Origin of the sequence: Levilactobacillus angrenensis (assembly GCF_003946085.1) — a bacterium.
In the GTDB taxonomy this organism is placed as follows: Bacteria; Bacillota; Bacilli; order Lactobacillales; family Lactobacillaceae; genus Levilactobacillus; species Levilactobacillus angrenensis.
This window is the reverse complement of sequence record NZ_RHOB01000002.1, coordinates 149533-171053: the sequence shown is the minus strand read 5'-3', so window position 1 is coordinate 171053 and position 21521 is coordinate 149533. Positions and strand designations below refer to the sequence as shown.

24 protein-coding genes are annotated in these 21521 nt (G+C 50.2%); 18 read left to right on the top strand and 6 right to left on the bottom strand.

Annotated elements, in window-relative coordinates; genetic code table 11:
• Positions 1-127: 127 nt before the first annotated feature.
• The 5 genes from EKM83_RS01780 to EKM83_RS01760 all read left to right on the top strand — a co-directional run bounded on the left by EKM83_RS01780 (position 128) and on the right by EKM83_RS01760 (position 6245).
• Positions 128-1210 carry a GntR family transcriptional regulator gene (locus EKM83_RS01780; RefSeq protein ID WP_125574926.1) on the top strand — a complete coding sequence of 361 codons (1083 nt, stop codon included), beginning with the start codon at positions 128-130 and terminating at the stop codon, positions 1208-1210.
• A 479-nt stretch (positions 1211-1689) separates the two neighbouring features.
• On the top strand, positions 1690-3294 hold the full coding sequence (locus EKM83_RS01775; RefSeq protein WP_125574925.1) for a xylulokinase: 1605 nt from the start codon (positions 1690-1692) through the stop codon (positions 3292-3294).
• 22 nt (positions 3295-3316) lie between these two features.
• A complete protein-coding gene (locus EKM83_RS01770) occupies positions 3317-4048 on the top strand; it encodes an L-ribulose-5-phosphate 4-epimerase (protein WP_125574924.1) in 732 nt (243 codons plus the stop codon).
• Positions 4049-4102: 54 nt separating this feature from the next.
• Positions 4103-5527, top strand: a complete 1425-nt coding sequence (gene araA, locus EKM83_RS01765; protein WP_125574923.1) for an L-arabinose isomerase — start codon at positions 4103-4105, stop codon at positions 5525-5527.
• A 154-nt stretch (positions 5528-5681) separates the two neighbouring features.
• Positions 5682-6245 carry a sugar O-acetyltransferase gene (locus tag EKM83_RS01760; protein ID WP_125574922.1) on the top strand — a complete coding sequence of 188 codons (564 nt, stop codon included), beginning with the start codon at positions 5682-5684 and terminating at the stop codon, positions 6243-6245.
• A 145-nt stretch (positions 6246-6390) separates the two neighbouring features.
• On the opposite strand, the gene EKM83_RS01755 is transcribed toward EKM83_RS01760, so the two are convergent.
• Positions 6391-6609 (bottom strand): hypothetical protein, encoded by a 219-nt coding sequence (locus tag EKM83_RS01755; RefSeq protein WP_125574921.1) that lies wholly within the window; start codon positions 6607-6609, stop codon positions 6391-6393.
• A 184-nt stretch (positions 6610-6793) separates the two neighbouring features.
• On the opposite strand from EKM83_RS01755, the gene EKM83_RS01750 reads away from it, so the two are divergent.
• The 3 genes from EKM83_RS01750 to EKM83_RS01740 are packed head-to-tail and all read left to right on the top strand — an operon-like array spanning position 6794 to position 8792.
• Complete coding sequence (locus EKM83_RS01750; RefSeq protein ID WP_125574920.1) at positions 6794-7111, top strand: glycine cleavage system H protein (lipoate-binding); 318 nt, start codon at positions 6794-6796, stop codon at positions 7109-7111.
• 12 nt (positions 7112-7123) lie between these two features.
• On the top strand, positions 7124-8011 hold the full coding sequence (locus tag EKM83_RS01745; RefSeq protein ID WP_125574919.1) for an RluA family pseudouridine synthase: 888 nt from the start codon (positions 7124-7126) through the stop codon (positions 8009-8011).
• Between the two features lie 4 nt (positions 8012-8015).
• Positions 8016-8792, top strand: coding sequence for a DUF1003 domain-containing protein (locus EKM83_RS01740; RefSeq protein ID WP_125574918.1), 777 nt, complete (start codon positions 8016-8018; stop codon positions 8790-8792).
• 4 nt (positions 8793-8796) lie between these two features.
• Here EKM83_RS01740 and EKM83_RS01735 read toward each other — a convergent pair whose 3' ends face one another.
• Positions 8797-8982, bottom strand: a complete 186-nt coding sequence (locus EKM83_RS01735) for a hypothetical protein (RefSeq protein WP_125574917.1) — start codon at positions 8980-8982, stop codon at positions 8797-8799.
• Positions 8983-9207: 225 nt separating this feature from the next.
• Between EKM83_RS01735 and EKM83_RS01730 the strand changes: the two genes are divergently transcribed.
• The 5 genes from EKM83_RS01730 to EKM83_RS01710 all read left to right on the top strand — a co-directional run bounded on the left by EKM83_RS01730 (position 9208) and on the right by EKM83_RS01710 (position 12922).
• The gene (locus EKM83_RS01730) at positions 9208-9795 is read left to right on the top strand and encodes a GNAT family N-acetyltransferase (RefSeq protein ID WP_125574916.1); all 588 of its coding nucleotides are present in this window, start codon (positions 9208-9210) and stop codon (positions 9793-9795) included.
• A gap of 121 nt (positions 9796-9916) precedes the next feature.
• Positions 9917-10369 carry a MarR family winged helix-turn-helix transcriptional regulator gene (locus EKM83_RS01725; RefSeq protein WP_125574915.1) on the top strand — a complete coding sequence of 151 codons (453 nt, stop codon included), beginning with the start codon at positions 9917-9919 and terminating at the stop codon, positions 10367-10369.
• An 11-nt stretch (positions 10370-10380) separates the two neighbouring features.
• Positions 10381-10899, top strand: coding sequence for a GNAT family N-acetyltransferase (locus EKM83_RS01720; protein WP_125574914.1), 519 nt, complete (start codon positions 10381-10383; stop codon positions 10897-10899).
• Positions 10900-10964: 65 nt separating this feature from the next.
• Complete coding sequence (locus tag EKM83_RS01715) at positions 10965-11372, top strand: hypothetical protein (RefSeq protein ID WP_125574913.1); 408 nt, start codon at positions 10965-10967, stop codon at positions 11370-11372.
• A 278-nt stretch (positions 11373-11650) separates the two neighbouring features.
• On the top strand, positions 11651-12922 hold the full coding sequence (locus EKM83_RS01710) for a uracil-xanthine permease family protein (protein WP_125574912.1): 1272 nt from the start codon (positions 11651-11653) through the stop codon (positions 12920-12922).
• Positions 12923-13346: 424 nt separating this feature from the next.
• Here the strand turns inward: EKM83_RS01710 and EKM83_RS01705 are convergent, their stop codons facing one another.
• Positions 13347-13682, bottom strand: a complete 336-nt coding sequence (locus EKM83_RS01705) for an AzlD domain-containing protein (protein WP_125574911.1) — start codon at positions 13680-13682, stop codon at positions 13347-13349.
• Entirely contained in the window at positions 13673-14377 is a 705-nt protein-coding gene (locus EKM83_RS01700) for an AzlC family ABC transporter permease (protein ID WP_125574910.1), read from the bottom strand. Before EKM83_RS01700 ends, EKM83_RS01705 begins: the two co-directional genes overlap by 10 nt.
• Positions 14378-14565: 188 nt before the next feature.
• Between EKM83_RS01700 and EKM83_RS01695 the strand changes: the two genes are divergently transcribed.
• A complete protein-coding gene (locus EKM83_RS01695; protein ID WP_125574909.1) occupies positions 14566-14805 on the top strand; it encodes a MerR family transcriptional regulator in 240 nt (79 codons plus the stop codon).
• A gap of 331 nt (positions 14806-15136) precedes the next feature.
• Here the strand turns inward: EKM83_RS01695 and EKM83_RS01690 are convergent, their stop codons facing one another.
• Entirely contained in the window at positions 15137-15859 is a 723-nt protein-coding gene (locus EKM83_RS01690; protein WP_125574908.1) for a DUF4811 domain-containing protein, read from the bottom strand.
• Complete coding sequence (locus EKM83_RS01685) at positions 15859-17364, bottom strand: MDR family MFS transporter (protein WP_125574907.1); 1506 nt, start codon at positions 17362-17364, stop codon at positions 15859-15861. The genes EKM83_RS01690 and EKM83_RS01685 overlap by 1 nt, the downstream gene beginning before the upstream one ends.
• A 215-nt stretch (positions 17365-17579) precedes the next feature.
• On the opposite strand from EKM83_RS01685, the gene EKM83_RS01680 reads away from it, so the two are divergent.
• The 4 genes from EKM83_RS01680 to EKM83_RS01665 all read left to right on the top strand — a co-directional run bounded on the left by EKM83_RS01680 (position 17580) and on the right by EKM83_RS01665 (position 21224).
• Positions 17580-18029: a MerR family transcriptional regulator gene (locus EKM83_RS01680; protein ID WP_225418603.1), complete on the top strand. Its 450-nt coding sequence runs from the start codon at positions 17580-17582 to the stop codon at positions 18027-18029.
• Between the two features lie 778 nt (positions 18030-18807).
• Entirely contained in the window at positions 18808-19371 is a 564-nt protein-coding gene (locus tag EKM83_RS01675; protein ID WP_125574906.1) for a GNAT family N-acetyltransferase, read from the top strand.
• A 247-nt stretch (positions 19372-19618) separates the two neighbouring features.
• Positions 19619-20515: a cation diffusion facilitator family transporter gene (locus EKM83_RS01670; RefSeq protein WP_125574952.1), complete on the top strand. Its 897-nt coding sequence runs from the start codon at positions 19619-19621 to the stop codon at positions 20513-20515.
• Positions 20516-20576: 61 nt separating this feature from the next.
• Positions 20577-21224 carry a metal-dependent transcriptional regulator gene (locus tag EKM83_RS01665; protein ID WP_125574905.1) on the top strand — a complete coding sequence of 216 codons (648 nt, stop codon included), beginning with the start codon at positions 20577-20579 and terminating at the stop codon, positions 21222-21224.
• Positions 21225-21521 lie beyond the last annotated feature (297 nt).

The window sequence follows — 21521 nt, the reverse complement described above, 5'->3', positions numbered from 1 at the left end:
ATCATTTTCTCGGTTAAAAGTCGGAAGCGCGGAATAAATAAATTATGAAATAAATATATTTATTTCATAATTTATTTGTAAACAAGATTGAAAACCGGTAAAATGGGACCATTGATGAGGTGCTAACATGGAGAATAAATATCAGAAAGTCAAGGATGGCTTAAAAGAAGATATCATCTCGGGAAAATATCAGGTGGACGAAAAGTTGCCTACTGAGTCCGAGTTAATGAAACAGTATGCGGTCAGTCGTTATACGGTTCGCCGAGCAGTAGGGGACCTAGAGAGCGATCATTTTATTTACCGCATTCAGGGTGGTGGCATGTTTGTACAGGATTGGCATAAGAATTGGTCTACACCAACTGATACTAAACTAATTGGTGTCATCACTACCCACATTGCAGATTACATTTTTCCGAATATTATTTCGGGAATTGACCAAGTATTATCTAAAGCAGGGTACTCTATCCTTATCAGTAACACACACAACACACATGACAAGGAACGTAAGAGCCTAATTAATATGTTAGATAGTAAGGTAGCAGGATTGATTATTGAACCAACCCAAAGTGCTTTGCCCAATCCGAATGAAGATTTATATCAAGAAATTAAGGATGATGAATTGCCGACCTTATTTATCAATGCACACTACCCGCGGTTAGATTTTCCGTATGTAGATACGGATGATTTAAGTGCAGAGCAGCGCATGATGCAGTACTTATTCGATTTAGGGCATCAAAGTATTTTAGGTATTTTTCAAGTCGATGATATTCAGGGAGTTTATCGGATGAACGGATTTGTCCGTGCGTACCAAGAGCATCCAGAATATTCTTATTTGAGTAATATCATCATGTATCAATCAAAGGAATCAGCAGATAAGATTTATGAACGAATCAATGGGTACTTGCAACAGTCAGAAGCGCCAACTGCTATTGTTTGTTACAATGACCAGCTAGCAATTCGGGTGATTGATTATTTGAAGTCGAAGGGTATTCGCGTGCCCGAGGATATTTCAGTTACAGGATTTGACAATTATCAACTTGGTGAGTACTTTACACCTTCATTAACCACTATGAATCATGAGAAGGAACGCATGGGGGCTGATGCGGCTAAGGCGATTATTAAGCTATTAAATCGTGATCCGGTTGAGAATATAACTTATCAACCGGATATTGTTAAGCGACATTCGGCTATCAAATTAGATAAGCAATGAAAAATGGGTCTGGAGCATTCCAGGCCTTTTTGCGTTGGGTGATACTTTTACAAACGAAATCCCGTGGTAATCTGTATCCCCTGAATAACAGAACTTAAGTATTTCTTAATGATATCTGGATTTGAATTACCCACAAACGATATTCGATAAGGGTGATCACTTCCCAGTAATTTTTTAAATCATTAATTTGTCGGGGAAATCTAGGCAATATTCTGTAGTGATTGTTATTTATCCGGATAACCTTAGACTCCTAATTATTACATGAGTTTTATGATTGCGGTTACATTGCCTTTGCATCAGTGAATGTGGCTCCGCGGATATCCAGGGGAAATATCAAATGATTAAACGAAAAAGATAAAATATAATCCGGACAAATATGTAAAACACCTTGATTTGTACGAATAAAAATTGTACAATTCTAGTGTTGAGTCATAAGTTATAGAGATTAATTAGCCGACAGAGCTATGGAGGTTTATCGCATGAGTGCGGATAAGATTATTCAGGATGTTGAAAGCGGTAACATCTCGTTGGGAATCGAATTAGGTTCCACGCGGATCAAAGCCGTCTTAGTAACGCCCGACTTTAAAACGATTGCTTCTGGTAGCTACGTTTGGGAAAACGAATTGAAGAATGGCATTTGGACGTACAGTTTAGCTAACGTCTGGGCCGGGATTCAAGCCAGTTACCAAGCCGTAGCCGCGGAAGTTAAAGATAAATATGGCGTGGCCCTGACCAAGATCGGATCGATTGGGGTCAGCGCGATGATGCACGGTTACATGGCCTTTGATGCCAACGACCAACTACTGGTACCTTTCCGGACTTGGCGGAACAACATCACGGCCGAGGCAGCCGATGCGTTGACGGATCTGTTTGATTTTAACATTCCCCAACGTTGGAGCATTGCCCACCTGTACCAAGCCATCCTCAACCAAGAAGACCACGTCAAGGACGTCACGTTCTTCACGACGCTGGCCGGTTATGTTCACTGGCAATTATCCGGTGAACAGGTCATCGGTATCGGCGACGCTTCCGGGATGTTCCCCATCGACAGTGCCACTAAAGATTACGATGAAAAGTTATTAGACAAGTTCCGCAACGTAAAATCCGTGCGGCAGTACCACTGGGACATCAAGGACATTTTGCCCAAGGTGCTTTTAGCTGGTCAACCCGCTGGTAAGTTGACCACTGACGGAGCCAAATTATTGGATCCCGCTGGCAACTTGACTGCTGGTAGTGTGATGGCACCGCCAGAAGGGGACGCTGGAACCGGGATGGTCGGCACCAACGCCGTCCGCGAACGGACTGGGAACATTTCCGCTGGGACGTCTGCCTTCTCTATGGTGGTCTTGGACCAACCAATGAAGGCTGTTCACCGCGACATCGACTTGGTCACGACGCCGACTGGGTTACCAGTTGCCATGGTCCACACCAACAACTGTTCGTCAGACATCAACGCCTGGGTCAACTTATTTAAGGAATTTGCCCAAACGATTGGCGTTGACTTGAAGCCAGATGAACTGTATGGCGCCCTCTTCAATAAGTCAACTGAAGGGGATGCCAACGCCGGGGGCCTGTTGAACTACAGCTACCTTTCCGGAGAAAACATCACCAAGATGACGGCGGGCCGGCCATTATTTGTGCGGACGCCTAACAGCCATTTCACGTTGGCAAACTTCGTGAAGACGCAGCTGTATGCCGCCTTTGCTCCCTTGAAGATTGGCATGGACATTCTGGCCAACGAGGAACACATCCATTTGGATTCCTTGATTGCCCAAGGTGGGCTGTTCCGGACGCCTAAGGTGGGGCAACAAGTCTTAGCCGATTCCCTGAACACACCGATCACCGTCACCAACAATGCCGGCGAGGGTGGTCCTTGGGGGATGGCCGTTCTAGGCTTCTACGTCACCGATAAAGCGGCTGACGAAACGCTCGAAGACTTCTTGGATGACAAGGTCTTCGCCAATCCTGAAAGCACCACGGTCGACCCTGACCCTGCTGGTGTGAAGGGATCCAATGAATTTATCGCCGGTTACAAGGCGGCCTTACCAGTTGAAGGCAAGGCTGTGGACTTACTGGCTGACTAACTAACCTTAAAGGAGAAATAGCATGCTTGAAGATTTAAAACAAGAAGTTTATGAAGCTAACATGCGGTTACCGCAACTTGGTTTGGTCTCATTTACCTGGGGCAATGTCTCGGGCGTTGACCGGGAAAAGGGCCTGTATGTCATCAAGCCATCTGGGGTGCCTTACGATGAGTTAAAGGCCAGCGACATGGTCGTGGTGAACCTGGCTGACGGTAAGGTCGTTGAAGGGGACTTGAACCCATCCAGTGACACGCCGACCCACACGTATTTATACAATCATTTTCCGAATATCGGGGGCATCGTCCACACCCACTCACCTTGGGCCGTTTCCTTTGCCGCTGCGAAAATGGACATTCCAGCCATGAACACCACGCACGCCGATACCTTCTACGGTGATGTACCGGCCGCTGATGCCTTAACTAAGGCAGAAATCGAAGAAGACTACGAAGGCAACACGGGTAAGACCATCGTTAAGACCTTCAACGAACGGGGCATCGACTACGAAGCCGTTCCCGCTGCGTTGGTCAGCCAACATGGTCCCTTCGCTTGGGGTCCTACTCCGGACAAGGCCGTTTACAACGCTAAGGTGCTCGAAGTGGTTGCCGAAGAAGACTACCACACCTTGCAACTGACGCGGGCCAACCGGGAATTACCTCAATACCTGTTGGACAAGCACTACCTGCGCAAGCACGGCGCTAACGCCTACTACGGCCAAAACAACGCCAAGTCTAAGGAACACGCTGCTCGCGAGTAGCGCATTTAATCCTGTTAAAAAATTAATTTAAAATCTCTTAAAGGAGTGTCACTTATGTTATCAGTACCAGATTATGAATTTTGGTTCGTTACCGGTTCCCAACACCTGTATGGTGAAGAACAATTGAAGTCCGTTGCCAAGGATGCCCAAGACATCGCTGACAAGTTGAATGCTAGCGGCAAGTTGCCTTACAAGGTCGTCTTCAAAGACGTCATGACTACTGCTGAAAGCATCACGAACTTCATGAAGGAAGTCAACTACAACGATAAGGTTGCCGGGGTTATTACCTGGATGCACACCTTCTCCCCAGCTAAGAACTGGATCCGCGGGACGGAATTATTGCAAAAGCCATTGCTGCACTTGGCTACCCAATACTTAAACAACATTCCTTACGCCGATATCGACTTTGATTACATGAACTTGAATCAAAGTGCCCACGGTGACCGCGAATATGCTTACATCAACGCCCGGTTACACAAGAACAACAAGATCGTTTACGGCTACTGGGGTGACGATGACGTGCAAGAACAAATTGCCCGTTGGGAAGACGTTGCCGTTGCTTACAACGAAAGCTTCAAGGTCAAGGTTGCTCGGTTTGGCGACACCATGCGTAACGTAGCCGTTACTGAAGGCGACAAGGTTGAAGCCCAAATCAAGATGGGCTGGACCGTTGACTACTACGGTATCGGTGACCTGGTTCAAGAAATCAGCAAGGTCTCTGACGCCGACGTCGACAAGGAATACGCTGACCTCGAATCACGCTACGAAATGGTTCAAGGCGACAACGATGCTGACAAATACAAGCACTCCGTTCGCGTACAATTAAAGCAATACTTAGGGATCAAGAGTTTCTTGGAAAAGGGCGGTTACACGGCCTTTACCACCAACTTCGAAGACCTTTGGGGCATGGAACAATTACCTGGCTTAGCTGCCCAACTCCTAATTCGTGACGGCTACGGCTTCGGTGCTGAAGGTGACTGGAAGACTGCTGCCTTGGGTCGGGTCATGAAGATTATGTCTCACAACGACCGGACGGCCTTCATGGAAGACTACACGTTGGATCTGCGGAAGGGCCACGAAGCCATCCTCGGTTCTCACATGCTGGAAGTTGACCCATCTATCGCTTCTGACAAGCCACGGGTTGAAGTTCACCCATTGGATATCGGTGGCAAGGCTGACCCAGCTCGGTTGGTCTTCACTGGTTCCGAAGGTGACGCCATCGACGTTACTGTTGCGGACTTCCGTGACGGCTTCAAGATGATCAGTTACGCCGTTGATGCTAACAAGCCAGAAGCCGAAACGCCTAAGTTGCCAGTTGCTAAGCAGCTCTGGACGCCAAAGGTTGGCTTGAAGACTGGTGCTTTGGAATGGATGAAGGCCGGCGGTGGTCACCACACCATGCTTTCCTTCTCCTTAACTGAAGAACAAATGGAAGACTACGCTACCATGGTTGGTATGACCAAGGCTTTCATCAAGTAAGTTTGTTCTGAAATGAAGTGGCCGCTCGCCGGTATTTGGTGGGCGGCCACTTTTCGGTTTAAACGCTGACTGTCTCAAAGATGAGGTGGTCAACTGCTGAGGATCACGAGAATTTAACGGTTAAAAATTGGGCATAAGAAAGAGGAGGAAAACTATGGCTAAGACAGAAAAAGAAAAAATGGTTACTGGCGAGCTGTTTAATGTTTACGATCCAGAGCTAGTCGCCGAACGCGGCGCTGCGCGTGACCAGGTGGAGGCATTGAATGCGTTGGGTGAAAGCGACCCTGAGGAGAGTACGCGCCGGGTGAAGGCTTTGTTTGGCGCTACTGGGGATGCCGTCGAGGTGCACGCGACTTTCCGCTGTGACTACGGCTACAACATCTCCGTTGGCGAAGACTTCTTCGCCAACTATGACTGCACGATTCTAGACGTAGCGCCGGTAACGATTGGCAAACACTGCCTGTTGGGACCGAAAGTCCAAATCTACTCGGTCAATCATCCGGCAGATCCTAAGCTACGCCGCAACGGTGCCATGGGCATTGGCAAACCGGTCACGCTCGGTGACGATGTTTGGGTTGGCGGGGGCGCCATCATTTGCCCCGGCGTGTCTCTAGGCAGCAACGTCATCGTGGCCGGCGGGGCCGTCGTGACCAAGTCGTTTGGCGACAACGTGGTCGTAGGTGGTAACCCAGCACGGGTGATTAAGAATTTGAAATAAGATGGGCTATCGTCCTAGAAACAAAGGACGGGCGCAGAGCAAGAAAATTTACGCTACTTCAGAATCACACAATCATTAATCGTGGAAACTAAAAAACGGGCCCAGCCAATTGGCGAGTCCGTTTTTTTTGAAATGGTGAACTGGGTTACCAGCAACCCATCCCCATGGCGCTACTCCAGCTCCCCAAGCTGAGAAAACCACCGAGAACGATCAGTCCGACGGCGACCACGGTAAAGACCCCCAGTAACGCGACGGTGTCCTTGTCGTGGTTTGTTCGCGGAATTAACCGTGCAACTAAGAAAATAATGAAAGCAATCCCGGTCAATAAGATCAGGCTACCGGTCAGCCAACTTCCTGGCATCATATGAATCTCCCCCTTTTTACCATTCATTATACAGAGTTTTGCCAGGAAAGGGGGAAATAGCTCCCGTGAATTCGTTGGCTATGGTAAAATGAGACTTAATTGCAGAGTATGGGACATTTGGCGTAAAAGCCTGGAAAGCGTGTCCCAACTCGTCAGAAAAAATATTTGGTAAGGGGTGACAACAATGATTGATCGAATTGAAGCAAGTGCAGATGCTTTGTGGCTGACACCCAATGAAGACGGGTTGATGCGCTTAGGATTTGCCGATGATGGCCGTGAGCTGGTGGGCCCCGTCACGCACATTTCTTGGCTGGTGACCAGCGGTAAGGTGAAGTTGGGGACGCCGTTCATGGTCGTGCACGGCGAGCAAGAAGACCTGACGTTGCGGTCGCCTTTTGCGGGGCGGATTCACGCGGTCAATGAGGAATTGGCGGCGCATCCGGAACGGTTGAACAATCGAAATGATGATTTGGACTGGATGATTGATCTGGTCGATGAATAAAGGAGACAGCGTATGGAATTAAGTTGGCAGGTGACTCGGCCCGTCACCAGTTTGAAACGGTTCTTGAATCAACAGGGCGTTAGTCACCGCGTCTTTAGTGATTTGAAACGCGACGGCAGTATCAAGGTCAATGACCGCCTGGTGACGCCCGCTGTTGACTTAGCGGTGGGCGATACCGTCACGGTCGTCTTACCGGCAGAACTGGCCGATTCCGCAGTGGCGACCAGTCAAACGCCCATCACCGTTTTATTTGAAAATCGCGACTGGTTGGTCGTGGACAAGCCAGCGGGGCTCAACGTGGTTCCCGGGCCCGCTAATCGCACGGATACCCTCGTCAATCGCATCAAAGGCCATTGGTTAGCAGAAAAGGCCGAGAACCAGGTGCCACACATTTTAACGCGGTTGGACCGGTTCACTAGCGGCGTGGTGTGGGTGGCCCGTCACCGGTTGGCCAACAGTCTCGCCAGTCAGCTTCAAGCGGCGCATCAAGTGGATAAACGCTATTTAGCCGTCGTCAGTGGGCAATTGGTCGCTGATCACGATATCATTGATGCACCGTTAGCCAGCGATCCCGCCGGGTACAATCAGATGGTCTCACCCGCGGGCAAACCCGCCAAGACGGAATATTGGGTCGTCCAGCGGTGGGCCAACGCCACGTTGGTGCGGGTCAAGTTGCACACGGGGCGGACCCATCAGATTCGCGCCCATTTTGCTTCGTTGGACCATCCGTTGATTGGCGACGAACTTTATGGGGGACCGCAAATCGGTGGCATGACGCGGCAGGCCTTACACGCGCAGTCGCTGGCCTTCACCGATCCCTTTACGGGGGATGACCGGTCCTTTACCAGTGAACCACCCGCTGATTGGCAGCAGCTATTAAGAAATTTATCTGAGGAGTGAGCACATGCCAGAAGAGTCACAGATCACTTGTCTCGTCGATGGTGAGGCCATTTCATTGGAAACTGGCCTGCAGCTAGCTGAGTTGGAAGTGGGATTGCGCAACCGCATCAAGCGCGATTACCCCCAGAGTCAGCCCAGCGATTACATTTGCGGACATCACCTCTTGAAATACCGGTTGGATCACGTTGATGCGATGATCAATGCCGATTTGAAACAGACGAAAAAAATTAATCATAAATTGACCAAGGCCCTGCAGAGCGACGATTACGATATCATTGATGTGAACGATAGTCTGAAGGAAAGCCTGACGTTTGGCCAAAAAGTCTCTGATGATGTGGCCCGCTTCGGGGGGTCTTGGGGCTTTATTTTCGTTTTCCTCTTCGTCTTGATTGGCTGGATGATTGTCAATGGTCTGCACGTCTTTGGCGTGGACTTTGACAACTACCCGTTTATTCTGTTAAATTTAGTACTGAGCTGTGTCGCAGCGATTCAGGCGCCCATCATCATGATGAGCCAGAATCGCTCCGCAGACCGGGACCGGATGATGGCCGAAAACGACTATCATGTGAACCTCAAGTCCGAACACGAACTGCGGTTACTGCACGCTAAGGTCGACCACTTGGCGCAAAACCAGGTCCCCCATACCATGGAGGTCGAACGGTTTCAGTTAGAAATTTTAGGTGAAATTCGTCAAGAACTAGCTGAATTGCGGACGGCCAAGGCCGCTGCGGATTCGGCAGAACGAAGGGAGTCTCACCATGAGCAAGTGGATCACCGCTAGTCTCTTATTTGTCGTCGGGTTGGTCTTTGGCCAACGCGTCGCCGGGCGTACTGCCCACTAACACCAAACAAGTTTCACCGGCCATCATGGCCATCAACAGGTTCCGTTGCCAGTCCTTGGCGACGGGGCCTGTTTTGGTTTGGTCACTATTTTCGCGCAACTCCCGGCTACGGTGGTGACTGGTCGGCACAATCGGCTTGTCCCCCCTTATCCGCAGCTGAGCGTGGGGAGTGATGCTAGTCGTGGGTGAGTATGCCAGTCATACTTGTGGCGGCTGGGGAATAACCATTTACCATCGCCGTTCGCACTAGCTACTGGTAAGACGGTCAGAGCAATCGGTCAAACAGCAAATGCTTTGACAAAGTTGGGTGGCTCCGGTAGGCTTAGAGATAGAACTAGAAATGGAGGATTTTTTGTGATAATTCGTGAAGCTCGACCAGCGGATGCGCCTCAGATAGCACCGTTGATGAACTTGATCTACGACGAAATGGAATTGACCGACCTGGAAGACGTTCCAGGCCCCGACTTACTGAAGGTCATCACGGCGGCGTACCGCACGCGGACATACTTGTCCGGGGCGGCAACCACGGTGGTGGCCGAGGCCAATGGCCAAGTAGTGGGGGTGGCGTTTGGCTACCCTGGTGAAAATGAGGACGTTGTAGATGACGTGATGACTCGCCTAGCAGCTCAAAGTGCCGCTTTCGACGAACCATTAGATTTAGATTCAGAGACCGCAGCCGGTGAATGGTATTTGGATTCATTGGCTGTCTCGCCGGACCACCAAGGGCAAGGCATCGGCCGCCAGTTATTACGGGCGTTACCGATTTATGCCCAACGGGACCGGCAAGCCGTTATCGGCCTCAACGTTGACTTGGAAAACCCCGGTGCCATGCGATTGTATGAGCGCATGGGGTACGAAGTCACCGGTAAGCAGATGATTGGGGATCACGAGTATTACCACATGCAACTCGAGATTGGCCGACCAATCCGAGTGACCAACTAAGCTTAACTTTGATGTGGGGACTGCCTGGCATTTTGGCTGGGCGGTCTTTTTTTGTATGATTTTTGTTGCAAATACAATAAAAATACGTTAGACTAGCTGGTAACATTAGGAGGCGAGAAGCGTGACAGAAGTTTTGCGGCCCATCGGCAGTATCGCGCGGGCCCTGGAGTCAATTGCCAATCGGGAGTTCCAACAGGTCGCGTTGACCAAGGGACAGTACCTGTATTTAGCCCGCGTGGCCGAACAGCCGGGAATTATTTTGGAGCGACTGACGGAGCTATTAAAAGTCGACCGAACGACAGCGTCACGGGCCATCCAAAAGCTGACAACGGCCGGGCTTTTGGAGAAGCGTCCCGATGATACTAACCATAAAATCAAACGGCTCTTCGTTACGGCGAGGGGGGCCGCGATTTACCCATTGGTTCAACGAGAAAATACGTATTCCAATAGCGTGGCCTTAGACGGCTTCACGCCAGCTGAGGCGCAGCAGTTAGCCGCTTATTTACAACGCGTTGACGACAATATTGCTGCGAGTTGGCGCGCAGTTAAGCAAGGACAGACACGAAATTATTAAGGAGTTAATTTATGACTGGAAAAATTAAAGCGTGCACCCCAGCAGATGTCGCGCAATTACAAACAGTGTGTCGCCAGACTTTCACGGCGACCTTTGGTGCAGACAATACGGCGGCCGATTTGGCGGCTTATCTGGACACGGCGTACAACCAACCCCAGCTATTAGCGGAGATGCGTCAACCGACAACGACTTATGACTTGATGTGGGTCGATGGTCAGGTGGCGGGTTATCTCAAATTAAATTGGGGACCCACCCAATCGGAGCAACGCGGTGACGCGGCATTAGAAATCGAACGGATTTACATTTTGCCAGCGTTCAAACGCCAAGGGTTAGGGCGGCAGTTCTACCAACACGCTGTGGATCAGGCACAGTCGTTAGGGCTGACTAGCATTTGGTTAGGCGTATGGGAGCACAACCCGGCGGCACAGCGGTTCTATCAGGCGATGGGCTTTCAGCAGGTGGGGGACCACGTCTTTCAATTGGGTTCAGACCGGCAACGTGATTTAATTTTGGCCAAGACGCTGGTATAATGGTGGATAAGTTGCTGGCCAACCGGACTTGACCGGTGGCTGGCGCGTCTAGGAGGAATTTAACGATGAAAGACAATATTCAACTGGGTGACACTGAATTTGCCAACATGATGTTGGTCTTAAAGCAACCGGTCACCCAAGCCAACCACAAGGAATTCAAGTTCCTCGATGGCACCGAAACCGGCGAAATGCAGGAGATTGCGCCCGACATCTGGGCAATGCCGGCCTACATGCAAGCAGATGATGATTTCACCATGTTTTTCTTGACCACGCAAATTGAGTCGGGGGAGACCGTGATGGCCTTTGCCACGGGCGAAACGGCTGACGGTAATTTTCGGCTGAGCCAACCCATGGTCACGGGAGCCGGACTAAACCTGTTGCATCAGCAGCAACCCGACCGGGCCAAGCGGGTACTGAAGTTCTTGAACGACATTTCTAAGGCCGACGAGGGTAATTGGCGGATGGTTGATTAACCGCCATAACGTTCGGTAGGGTTAGGCCATTTACTGACCATTTATTCGACTGCAAAACGGCTTGGTGGCTAAAAACGATTCTCGAGAAAGTCCGTTGACCTGGCTTGACGGACTGGGTATACTAATTAAAAATATGTTCCTTTAACGTTGTCCCGTGAGGCAATGAAGGGTGCACGCTTCGGCAATCGCCGGGTTAAGTCTAGGCTTAAAGTGGGCACGCGCGTTTCCTCATGGGAGCGGCGTGTCCTTTTTTAATTTTGAAACCTGGAGGCTAGTTTATGAAAACACCGACGCGTTACCGCAACCCGGACGCCCTGATCGATATTTGGGAGCGGCCCAGTTGGGGGCAGTGGTTTGGGTTATCGCTTCAGCATTTGTTTTCCATGTTTGGGTCCACCGTTTTGGTGCCCATCTTAGTTGGCTTGAATCCCGGGATTGCGCTCTTTAGTTCGGGCGTGGGGACCCTGATGTACATCTTGATCACGCGGGGCAAAATCCCGGCGTACATGGGGTCGAGCTTTTCGTTCATCGTGCCGATGGTCGCCTTGATGAAGACCACCGGCTATCCGGGGATTGCGCAAGGAACGCTAGCCGTGGGGGCCGTTTATCTAGTAGTGGCGCTGGTCGTGGCCTTGATTGGGTCCGAATGGATCAATAAGGCACTGCCGCCAATCGTGGTGGGGCCGATGGTCATGGTCATCGGCCTGTCGTTAGCTGGTAGTGCGGCGCAAAAGGCTACGGTCGATAGTGCGGGGACGTATCACTGGCAGTATTTTGCCGTGGCGATGGCGACGCTTCTCTTGACGGTTGGCTTCAACCTATATTTGCGCGGCTTTTTGTCACTGATTCCGATTTTGCTAGGCATCGTTGTCGGCTACTTGATTGCGGCGGCCAGCGGCTTGGTGAACTTCAAGCCCGTCCTCGCGGCGGCGTGGTTTCAGCTACCGAACTTTGAGGTGCCCATCTTGAGCTATCCGCTTCATTTCTACTGGGGAGCCATCGTGAGTCTGGCACCGATTGCCTTCGTGACCATGACGGAGCACATCGGCCACATCACGGTGCTAAACGAATTGACGCACCGCAACTTTTTCGAAGATCCGGGGCTGCATCATACGTTGGCCGGGGATGGGTTGGCCTCAATCATTGCCAGCTTCGTCGGGGGTCCACCGGTGACGTCTTACGGGGAAAACGTGGGGGTGCTGGCCATTACGCGGGTACATAGTGTCTACGTACTGATTGGCGCGGCAACTTTTGCCATCATCTTTAGCTTCGTGGGTAAATTAAGCGCGTTGATCGACAGCATTCCCAACCCAGTCATCGGCGGCATCAGTTTCCTGTTATTTGGGGTGATTGCCTCCAGCGGGATGCGCATCCTGATTGAAAAACACGTGGACTTTAACCGTAAGCGCAACCTAATGATTGCCTCGGCGATTCTGGTCATCGGTATTGGTAACGCGTACTTAAAGGTCGGCCAATACGAATTCTCCGGTCTGGCCGTGGCGGCAGTGTTGGGTATCGTGTTGAACCTGGTCTTGCCGGATAATGATTAAGCTGAGCGCTTAAAAATCGTTATCAGTGGCCTATAAAAAATACCAGTCATTCAGAAAAATCTGGATGGCTGGCATTGTGGTTTAGTGATTTTGTTGTAAAAAACTATTGGCAAATTCATTAGCAGCAGTCGGTTATCTCTTATCTAGTGTTACGAGATTGTTGGCGGAGTGACAGACGACACCGGTGATTAATGACATCCCCACCGTAGCCGAGAGTTCGTCAACTATGAGCTCAGCCGTGGGAGTTGTCTTAGCGGCAGGTTTCATGCCGGTTAGACAACTGGCGTCTTTGAGACGTGATTTTCGGCTCAAAGCGAGGTGGCGAGACCGCTTTTTGGCTCGCCCCGGTCGCCCACCGCGCTCCAGCCTCATAGTTGACGAACGGTAAGGCGGCCAACAAGAACTGAAGTTGCCAATAACCAGGTCAGCCGCCAATGGCGAAGTAGCGAAGAACGGCCATGGCCATGATGCCCACGACGACCACCATCAGCAGGCTCTTGGTCAAGATACCCGCTAGCGTCGCTGGAATCGCCGCCAGACAGTTGGCAACGTTCAGCGTGGCCAAGTGACCGGCGTGGGCGACGAAGAGGCTCTCACAGCACAGGGCAGTCATGATGGTGATTGGAACGAATGACAGGAAACTGATCAGCCAAGCGGGCATGTTGAGGGATTTGACAAAGGCAAAGGGCAATACCCGCGACAGCACGGTGATGGCCCCACAACCAAGGATGACCCAAAGTTCAGTAAGACTTATCGACATTTTTTCAGCTCCATTCCAAATAGACAGCCGGCGACCGTTGCGACCATCAGGGCAAAATTTTGGCTCATGACGGCAATCAACAAGTAATAGGCCAGGGCGACAAATAGCATGACCGTGAGCTGTAGCGACATCCCCAGGTGTTTGTCGCTAATCAGTTGAAGGTAGACCAGCCCGATGAACATGGCGGTCAGCGCAAAATCAAAGCCAAAGCGGGTGGGGTCGGCAATCAAGCCCCCCAGCATGGCACCTACCACCGTGGCCACGCCCCAGACCAGGTAAGCGACCAAGTTAGCGGCGGATTGCCAGGCAAAGCTCAGGCGGCCGTGGGTCTTGTTTTGCTTGTTCATGGCTAAGGCAAAGGTCTCGTCGGTCACCAACGTGCCAATCAGCAGGTTACGTAGTAGGGATTCGTGTTTGAAATACTGCGCCAAACTGGTACTCATCAGAATCATCCGCGAATTGACTAGAAAAGTCGAAATAAAAATGGCCGAAAGCGGGTCATGTAAGAGCAACATACTGGTAATGATAAATTGGGCGGAACCGGCGTAAACGATAAAAGATAGACCGGCGACGACCAATAAACTCAGGTGACTGGTGTGGGCAACGATGCCGAAGGCTAAGCCAACACCGATGTAACCGAAGACGGTGGGTAAGACGTCACGAACGCCGGTCCTAAAGGTTAGAGAAGGCCCCATGGACAAACTTCCTTTCTGGATTCTAATGTGATTTTAATCTCCAGTTTAGCGCTAACTTATGGTCACGTAAACCCGTAATTTATTTGCAAAAAAGTCACCGAAATTTTATGGTCGGAAAAGGTTGCATTTCGGTAAAGGTGGTTGTATGATACTCTCATTGATAACGAATGAAAGTGAGGGTACGGGCGATGAAGATGAACTTAACTGAACTGGCAGCATCAGCACACGTTGATGCCAGCCGCATTGAGGATTACGTTAAGAATGGACTATTAGGGAAGGACCACTCCGCAACGGAATTCGATGATTCAGATTTGTACTGGATCGACATGATTCAATGTTTTCAGGATAACGGGACGTCTTTAGACGACTTGTCCGGGTTGTTACCACGCTGCCGTAAAGGCCAAACGCAACTAACCCAGGTGAACTAGTTAAGGTAATGAATCGGTAAAATGACCCACTCAGCAGCTCCACGGTTTTCGGCCGTGAGCTGCTTTTTTTCTGTACTTTTTTGCGGACTGTTGCGTCATTGGTGTCTAGATCTTCTCCTACTCACGGTTGAGATAGGCGGGTGTCCGCCATCGGGTCTTGTCATTGTTTTCAATGGTGGGCAGGGTGTTGTTCGGTTGCTGGTAGTTGCTAGTGTAGCCGAGAACTCATATTTTGCGGCCAGTTCCGTCAGCCAGTCCCCAACCCAACAGAAAAAAGGCCCCAGCCACCACCATCAGGTAGTGACTAGGGCCTTTTCAGCGAGACGAGCGGTTACTTCTTGACCTGAGCAATCAATTGTTTCATTGCTTGGGCTTGGTAAGCCGCAGCGGCCTGCTTAGTGACTTGTTTTTGTTGTGCCGCAGACATGCTAGGGTTCTTGGTCATGGCAGCCATAACGGCCTTCTTGACGTAAGCCGTAGCGGCGGCCTTTTGCTTGGCCTGGAAGCTCTTGGACTTGCTTAATGCCTGGAGCTTCTTGGCTTGGGCCGTGCTTAAGACGGTCCAGTTCTTGTTGATGTAAATGGTATTGGTTTCCTTCACGTACTTGTGACCGTTACCGGACAGGCCGAACCAGAACTTGTAGGTACCGTTCTTATATTCACGGTAAACCTTCTTGGTCACGATTCGGTTAGCCCCCGTGGTCCGCTTGACGATATTTTTCGTCGTGACCTTGGCGCGGGTGTGTTGGGTCTTCTTGGCGTTGGCACTGGTCTTGTAAACGTAGACCTGGTGCTTATCAGCCGTCCCAATAGATTGGTAGATCATCATGGGCAACTGCTTGGAAGGGGAAGCCGAGTAGATTTTTTGCGTCGACGTTTGCGTGACTTCGTGCAGGCCGTAGTGGTCATGGTCATTTTTTACCATGAAGAAGATACTGGTCAGCAGGCCAATCACGGAAATGGCGGTCAAAACGTTGCTGAGACGCCGGTTTGAAATGTAGACGTTGCAAACAAAGGACAGGACAGCAAAGATAATCAGAGTAAAGACGATCATTATGCGGCACCTCCTTCAGTAGCGGCCTTGTTTTCTTCAGCGGCACTCTTATCAGCTAAATGAATGGAGTGGTTGCTACCCTTCAAGAAGAAGGCGATGACTAAGGCGACCACACAGAAGCCAACGGCAATCCAGAAAGCGGCGTGGTAGCCAGACAAAGTGGCGTTGATGGCGTTGTTGGCATAGCTCAGGGGGTCACTCTTCAAGACGTGCTTGGCAGGCATTTGGCCCTTGGTAATGTTGGTCAAGACACTGATCAAGATGGCCGTCCCCACGGAACTGGCGACTTGACGCTGGGTGTTGTTGACGGCCGTCCCATGAGAAATCATGTTCAATGGTAAGGCGTTCATCCCAGCGGTCGTAGCTGGCATCATGACCATGGCAATCCCAAACATCCGCAGTGCATACAGCAAGACGATGTACAGCGTTGACGTATCCTTGGTAATCCAAACGAATGGTAAGGTCCCGACTGTCAGTAAGAACATCCCCATCGTGGCTAAACGCTTGGCACCGAAGCGGTCAAAGGCCCGACCAGTGATCGGACTCATAATCCCCATCATCAGGGCGCCGGCTAACAGCGTTAACCCAGAGTGGAAGGCTGACATCCCTTTAACCATTTGGAGGTAAAGGGAAATGACCATTTCGACCCCGACCATGGCCATGTTGACCACGGAACTCAGGATGGCAGAAACAGTAAATTCAGCGGATTTGTAAACCCGGAAGTTCAAGAATGGCTTTTCCATCGTCAATTGCCGCCAAACGAACAGGCCCACGAAGATGAACCCGATGGCTAAGGTCGACAGGACGATTGTGCTCCCCCAGCCGTCGTCACCAACGGAGGAGAAACCGTATAGCATGCTCCCAAATCCAATCGTTGATAACACGACGGACAAGAGATCCAGCGGTTCTTTGTGTGTTTCCAAAACGCTGTGCATGATCCAGAAGCTGGCAATGACGACGATGGCCACGATAGGAATAATCATGCCGAATAAGTCACGCCAGGTCCAGTTATCAATGACCCACCCAGACAAGGTCGGGCCAATCGCTGGGGCCAGTCCGATAACGATACCGGCAAGGCCCATGGCAGTTCCCCGTTTGTTGGCAGGGAAGATAGTCAGCATCAAGGTCTGCAGTAATGGCATGGAGACCCCGACACCCACGGCTTGGATCAACCGACCGATCAACAGCATCGGGAAGCTAACGGCTGACCAACATAAGATGGTTCCGAGTAAGAACGTTGACATAGCGCCAATATACAGCCACTTAGAGCTGATGGTCGTTAATAACCAGGCACTGATGGGGATCATGATCCCGTTGACTAACAAGAAGCCAGTCGTCAACCATTGAACGGTGGAGGTCGACACGTCAAAGGCCTTCATCAAGGTTGGGTAGGCAGTACTTAAAATGGTTTGGTTCAGCACCGTACAGAAAGTCCCAACTAATAGTAAGACGACTAGTAGCGTCCGGCTATAAGACTTTCCATTGGTATCAATTGCAGTTCCCAATGTATATTCCCTCTTTATCCATAAAATTAATTCTGTGACTACTATACGCAGATTTGAGTTCCTTGTCAACTAGCTTGACATTCTTTTTAGAATATCTATACTGGTTAGAGAAAAGGATACAATGATAATAGAAGAACTCAGAAATTTCACAACCGCTTTCATTTATAGCATACGGGGATTTGCCCACAAATGGGGCAGAAAGGTGGGCGTTACCCATGATGGACGAAGATGCATCGAACTTATTAAAGAAAATGCCAATTGAAAATTTGATTCTGGGAATCGGCGACGTAGCGGCGGCAACGGGTGTTTCCCAAAGTCAGATTCGGTATTGGGAGAGCAAGGGGTACATTCACAGCGAGGCGTCAAATGACGGTAAGAACCGGAAGTTTTCCTATAAGACGGTCTTGAAGGTCCAACAGATCAAGACGTACCTCGATGACGGCTACACCTTGGTGGGGGCGGCTAAACAGTCCCAACGCCGGTCCAATTACTTCGACACGTTGCGGTCATTTTTTGAAGGCCGCTTCGTCAATATGGCGATTGATCCGGATAGTCAGCAGGCCAGTATCGACCTGGGGCCGTTTGATCCGGAGCCGGGTAAAAGCCTAATTGCAGAAAGAATTGACGACCACTGGCACTTTAAGCTGATTGACGCCAAGAATTAGGGCGATTTGATTGTTTATCGCTGGTAACAATGGTAATCTGAAGTCACGGGAACATTTCTCGTAGGCGGCAGAAAAAACTTTCGATACCAATCGATCTTCTGGCTGGATTGGTGGTCAATCATGTTGTTGACGTGTTGTGAAACCAGGCGAATAACCATTAGTAATAGCGCGTTTATCTTGCGCATGGACTACGTTGGCAATATGTCAGCGTAAGCGATCGTGAAACTAAAACGACGTGTTTTCTGGAAAATTAATTGTGATTTTTCTCTCGCCGTCTGCTGTTCCCGTGGGACCCACTCAAGTTTAGAAAGTTCTTGGGTGGGTTTTTGTGTGGCCTTTTTTTTAAAAAAGAGTGGGACAAAAGGCAGTTAGCCGGCGAGCATTAAGGCTGATAACCGAATAATCCCGGGGACTTGGATTGTTTGGTTATCAGGTTTAAGCGGAACCAGCTGCCTGTTGGCGCACGTTTCGGCTATGTGGCAAGGGGAAACGCGACTTTGCTTGAACTGGTCGTACAACGGTAGTCGGTCCGTTTTGACTAGGAGGCCGTGAACGACAAGTCTTAGCAAGTTTAGTTGTGAAAACAACCGGCACAAAAATGAAAAACACTTGAGAATGTGGCAGAAAAATGTGAATGCAAACGCCGCGGTAACGGGCTTTCATGACTCATCCTAAAAAATATTTGTGAAATTCGCGTCTCTTTGGTTGTAATCTCTGGCGAACGTGTTAAGATTACAAAATCGCTTTAAACCAAAAACAAGAAGGATGGTGTTAACACATGCTGTTACGACAAGCTACTATGGCTGACTTACCTCAAATTGAATCGATTATCCGTGATGGTCGAGAGTTACTCGCGGCCCAAGACATTGATCAATGGCAAGGCGCGTACCCCAACACGGCTGTCTTAGTCGACGACATTCACCAAGGATGGACCGTCGTGCTCGAGGAAGACAATGAAATTTTGGGAACTGCTGCATTGATTCCCGGAGAGGATCCGACCTATAAACAGATTGAGGGTCAGTGGCTGACTGAGCAAGCGCCATACTTGGCGATTCATCGGGTAGCTGTGTCGAGTCACCATCACGGCCGTGGTTTGGCGGGCGAATTGTTCCAACGCCTATTTACGCAAATCGACCACGCCGCTTCAATCGAAAGCATCCGTATCGATACACACCCTCACAACATGGCCATGCAACACGTCATCAAGAAGAACGGTTTCACGGAAACTGGTCAGATTGATTTGGCAGCTGCGGGCATGCCCGGGACCAAAGATTTTGCGTACGAACGGTTGACGGTCAACGCTAAGCCAGCGCATGTGACGGCAACGCAAACGATTAAGTAGGGTCACCAATCGTACTGCCTGTCAGAGCAAGTCTGGGGCCAACTCAGGTCTTAGATTTTGGCTACTGGTTATTTTAAATCTACTATATTATAAGGGGATTGGTTTCGCTTTCAAGCGAGGCTGATTCCCTTTTTTGCTGGGCGGCTAAGTTCGGCCACCAAGAAATCGATGAGGTTTGCCGAAATCCGGCTTTTCATTCCCCCTAAGTTCTGCGATAATAGAAGTTAAAGCAATGGGGGCGAGACAATTGGAGAAGAGTCTCTCTGGGGGCCGGTTTTTACTGGTAACCGTTTTGAACGTGGTCATCACAGTTTTTGAATTGTTGGGTGGCCTGTTATCCGGGAGTCTGTCATTACTGTCAGACGCCTTCCACAATCTGGGGGATGCCTTATCAATTGTTCTGAGTTACGTGGCGCACCGCATTGGTGGCCGTCGCCAGACCCGGAGCAATACCTATGGCTACCGGCGCGCGGAAATTTTAGCCGCTCTGTTGAACGCGGGCGTCTTGATTATCATCTCACTGATTTTGGCGGTGGAAGCCGTGCGGCGGTTGTTAAATCCAGAACCGGTGAAGGGCGACGTGATGTTGGTCGTGGCCGTCGTGAGTTTCTTGGCGAATTTATTTTCAACGGTCCTATTAAATCATGGGGCCAAGCACAACCTGAACATTCGCGCGACTTATTTGCATCTGTTAAGTGACGCGCTGGCTTCAGTCGGGGTTATTATTGGAGCCATCTTGATTACGGTGTGGCAAGTCAGCTGGGTCGACCCGGTCATTACGATTTTGGTCGCCGGCTATATCAGCTATGAGTCCTGGCCGATCATCAAGCAGACGTTTAGCATTTTGATGGAAGCATCGCCGAAGTTGGATTACGAAGCGATTGCCCACGACCTCTGCCAATTGCCTAAGGTCGAAGGCGTACACCACATTCACGCTTGGCTGATTGACGAAAATAACATCGCCTTTTCAGTTCATGTGAACATGGACAATTTGCCGCTCAGCGAGATCGAACCAATCTACCGGCAGATTGAGACGCTGCTGTGTCATAAGTATGGCATCAATCACGTCACGATTCAGGCGGAGTGTCGACGGGGGAAGAATGAAGATTTGTTTTTCAATCAGAACGATTGGCGACATGACTAGCCTTGCGTTTTGCCGCGATTCGCGGTATAAATGAGGCATTATCTAGATGAGGTGAACAGTGATGACTCCGATGAAGGAGGATTATTTAAAAATTATTTTTGAGCTGGGTGGGAAACAGAAAAAGGTTTCCAATAAGCAAATTGCCATCAGCTTGAATATTGCGGCGGGTTCTGTGACCGAAATGGTCAACAAAATGGCGGCAGAAGGGCTGGCTGAACACACGCCCTACGCCGGGATTTCGTTGACCAATAAGGGCATTCGCCTGGCCGAAGATCTGGTCCGCAAGCACCGGATCTGGGAAGACTTTTTAGTGGAAAAGCTCGACTACGATTTGCCGGACGTTCACGATGAAGCGGAGGTCTTGGAACACGTGACGAGTGCCAAATTAGTCAACGCGCTGGACGATATGCTGGGGAATCCCACGCATTGTCCGCACGGTGGCGTAATTCCTGACCGTTACGGCCACTACCACGAAGATTCACACACGGTGCTCAATGATGCGGCGGACGGGGACATTGTCTCGGTCGATCGGTTCATTGATAACCATGATCTGTTGACGTACCTGGGCGACTTAAAGCTAGACATCGGGGACCAACTGAAAATCATCAAGCATGATCCGTTCGAAGGCCCCGTGACGGTACAAAATCTCACGGATGATGCCGAGCTGATCGTTAGCTACAAGGCAGCGCACTATATTTTTGTGAAATAACTAAGGGTTGAAATTAGCATTAACGTGATAGCCCCTGGAACGACAGTGTTCTGTCCGCTAAAATTAGTGAAACCAGGAGCCTGCGTCAGCTAGAGATTCCGCCTGCTATGGGGGACACCTCCAGCCTGAGGGGCGGTCTTCCGGTTCGCTTTAAAGCCTGGCTAAGACCGCCAGTCTCCAAAGTCGCCCCACGCTGTAGGCTGAGAAAAGACCTCAGCCAACACCGTCGACACAGCTGGCTCCATCTCTGTCTGCCTCCGGTAGATTGGTGATTATCAGCAACACTGTGCTAGAGAC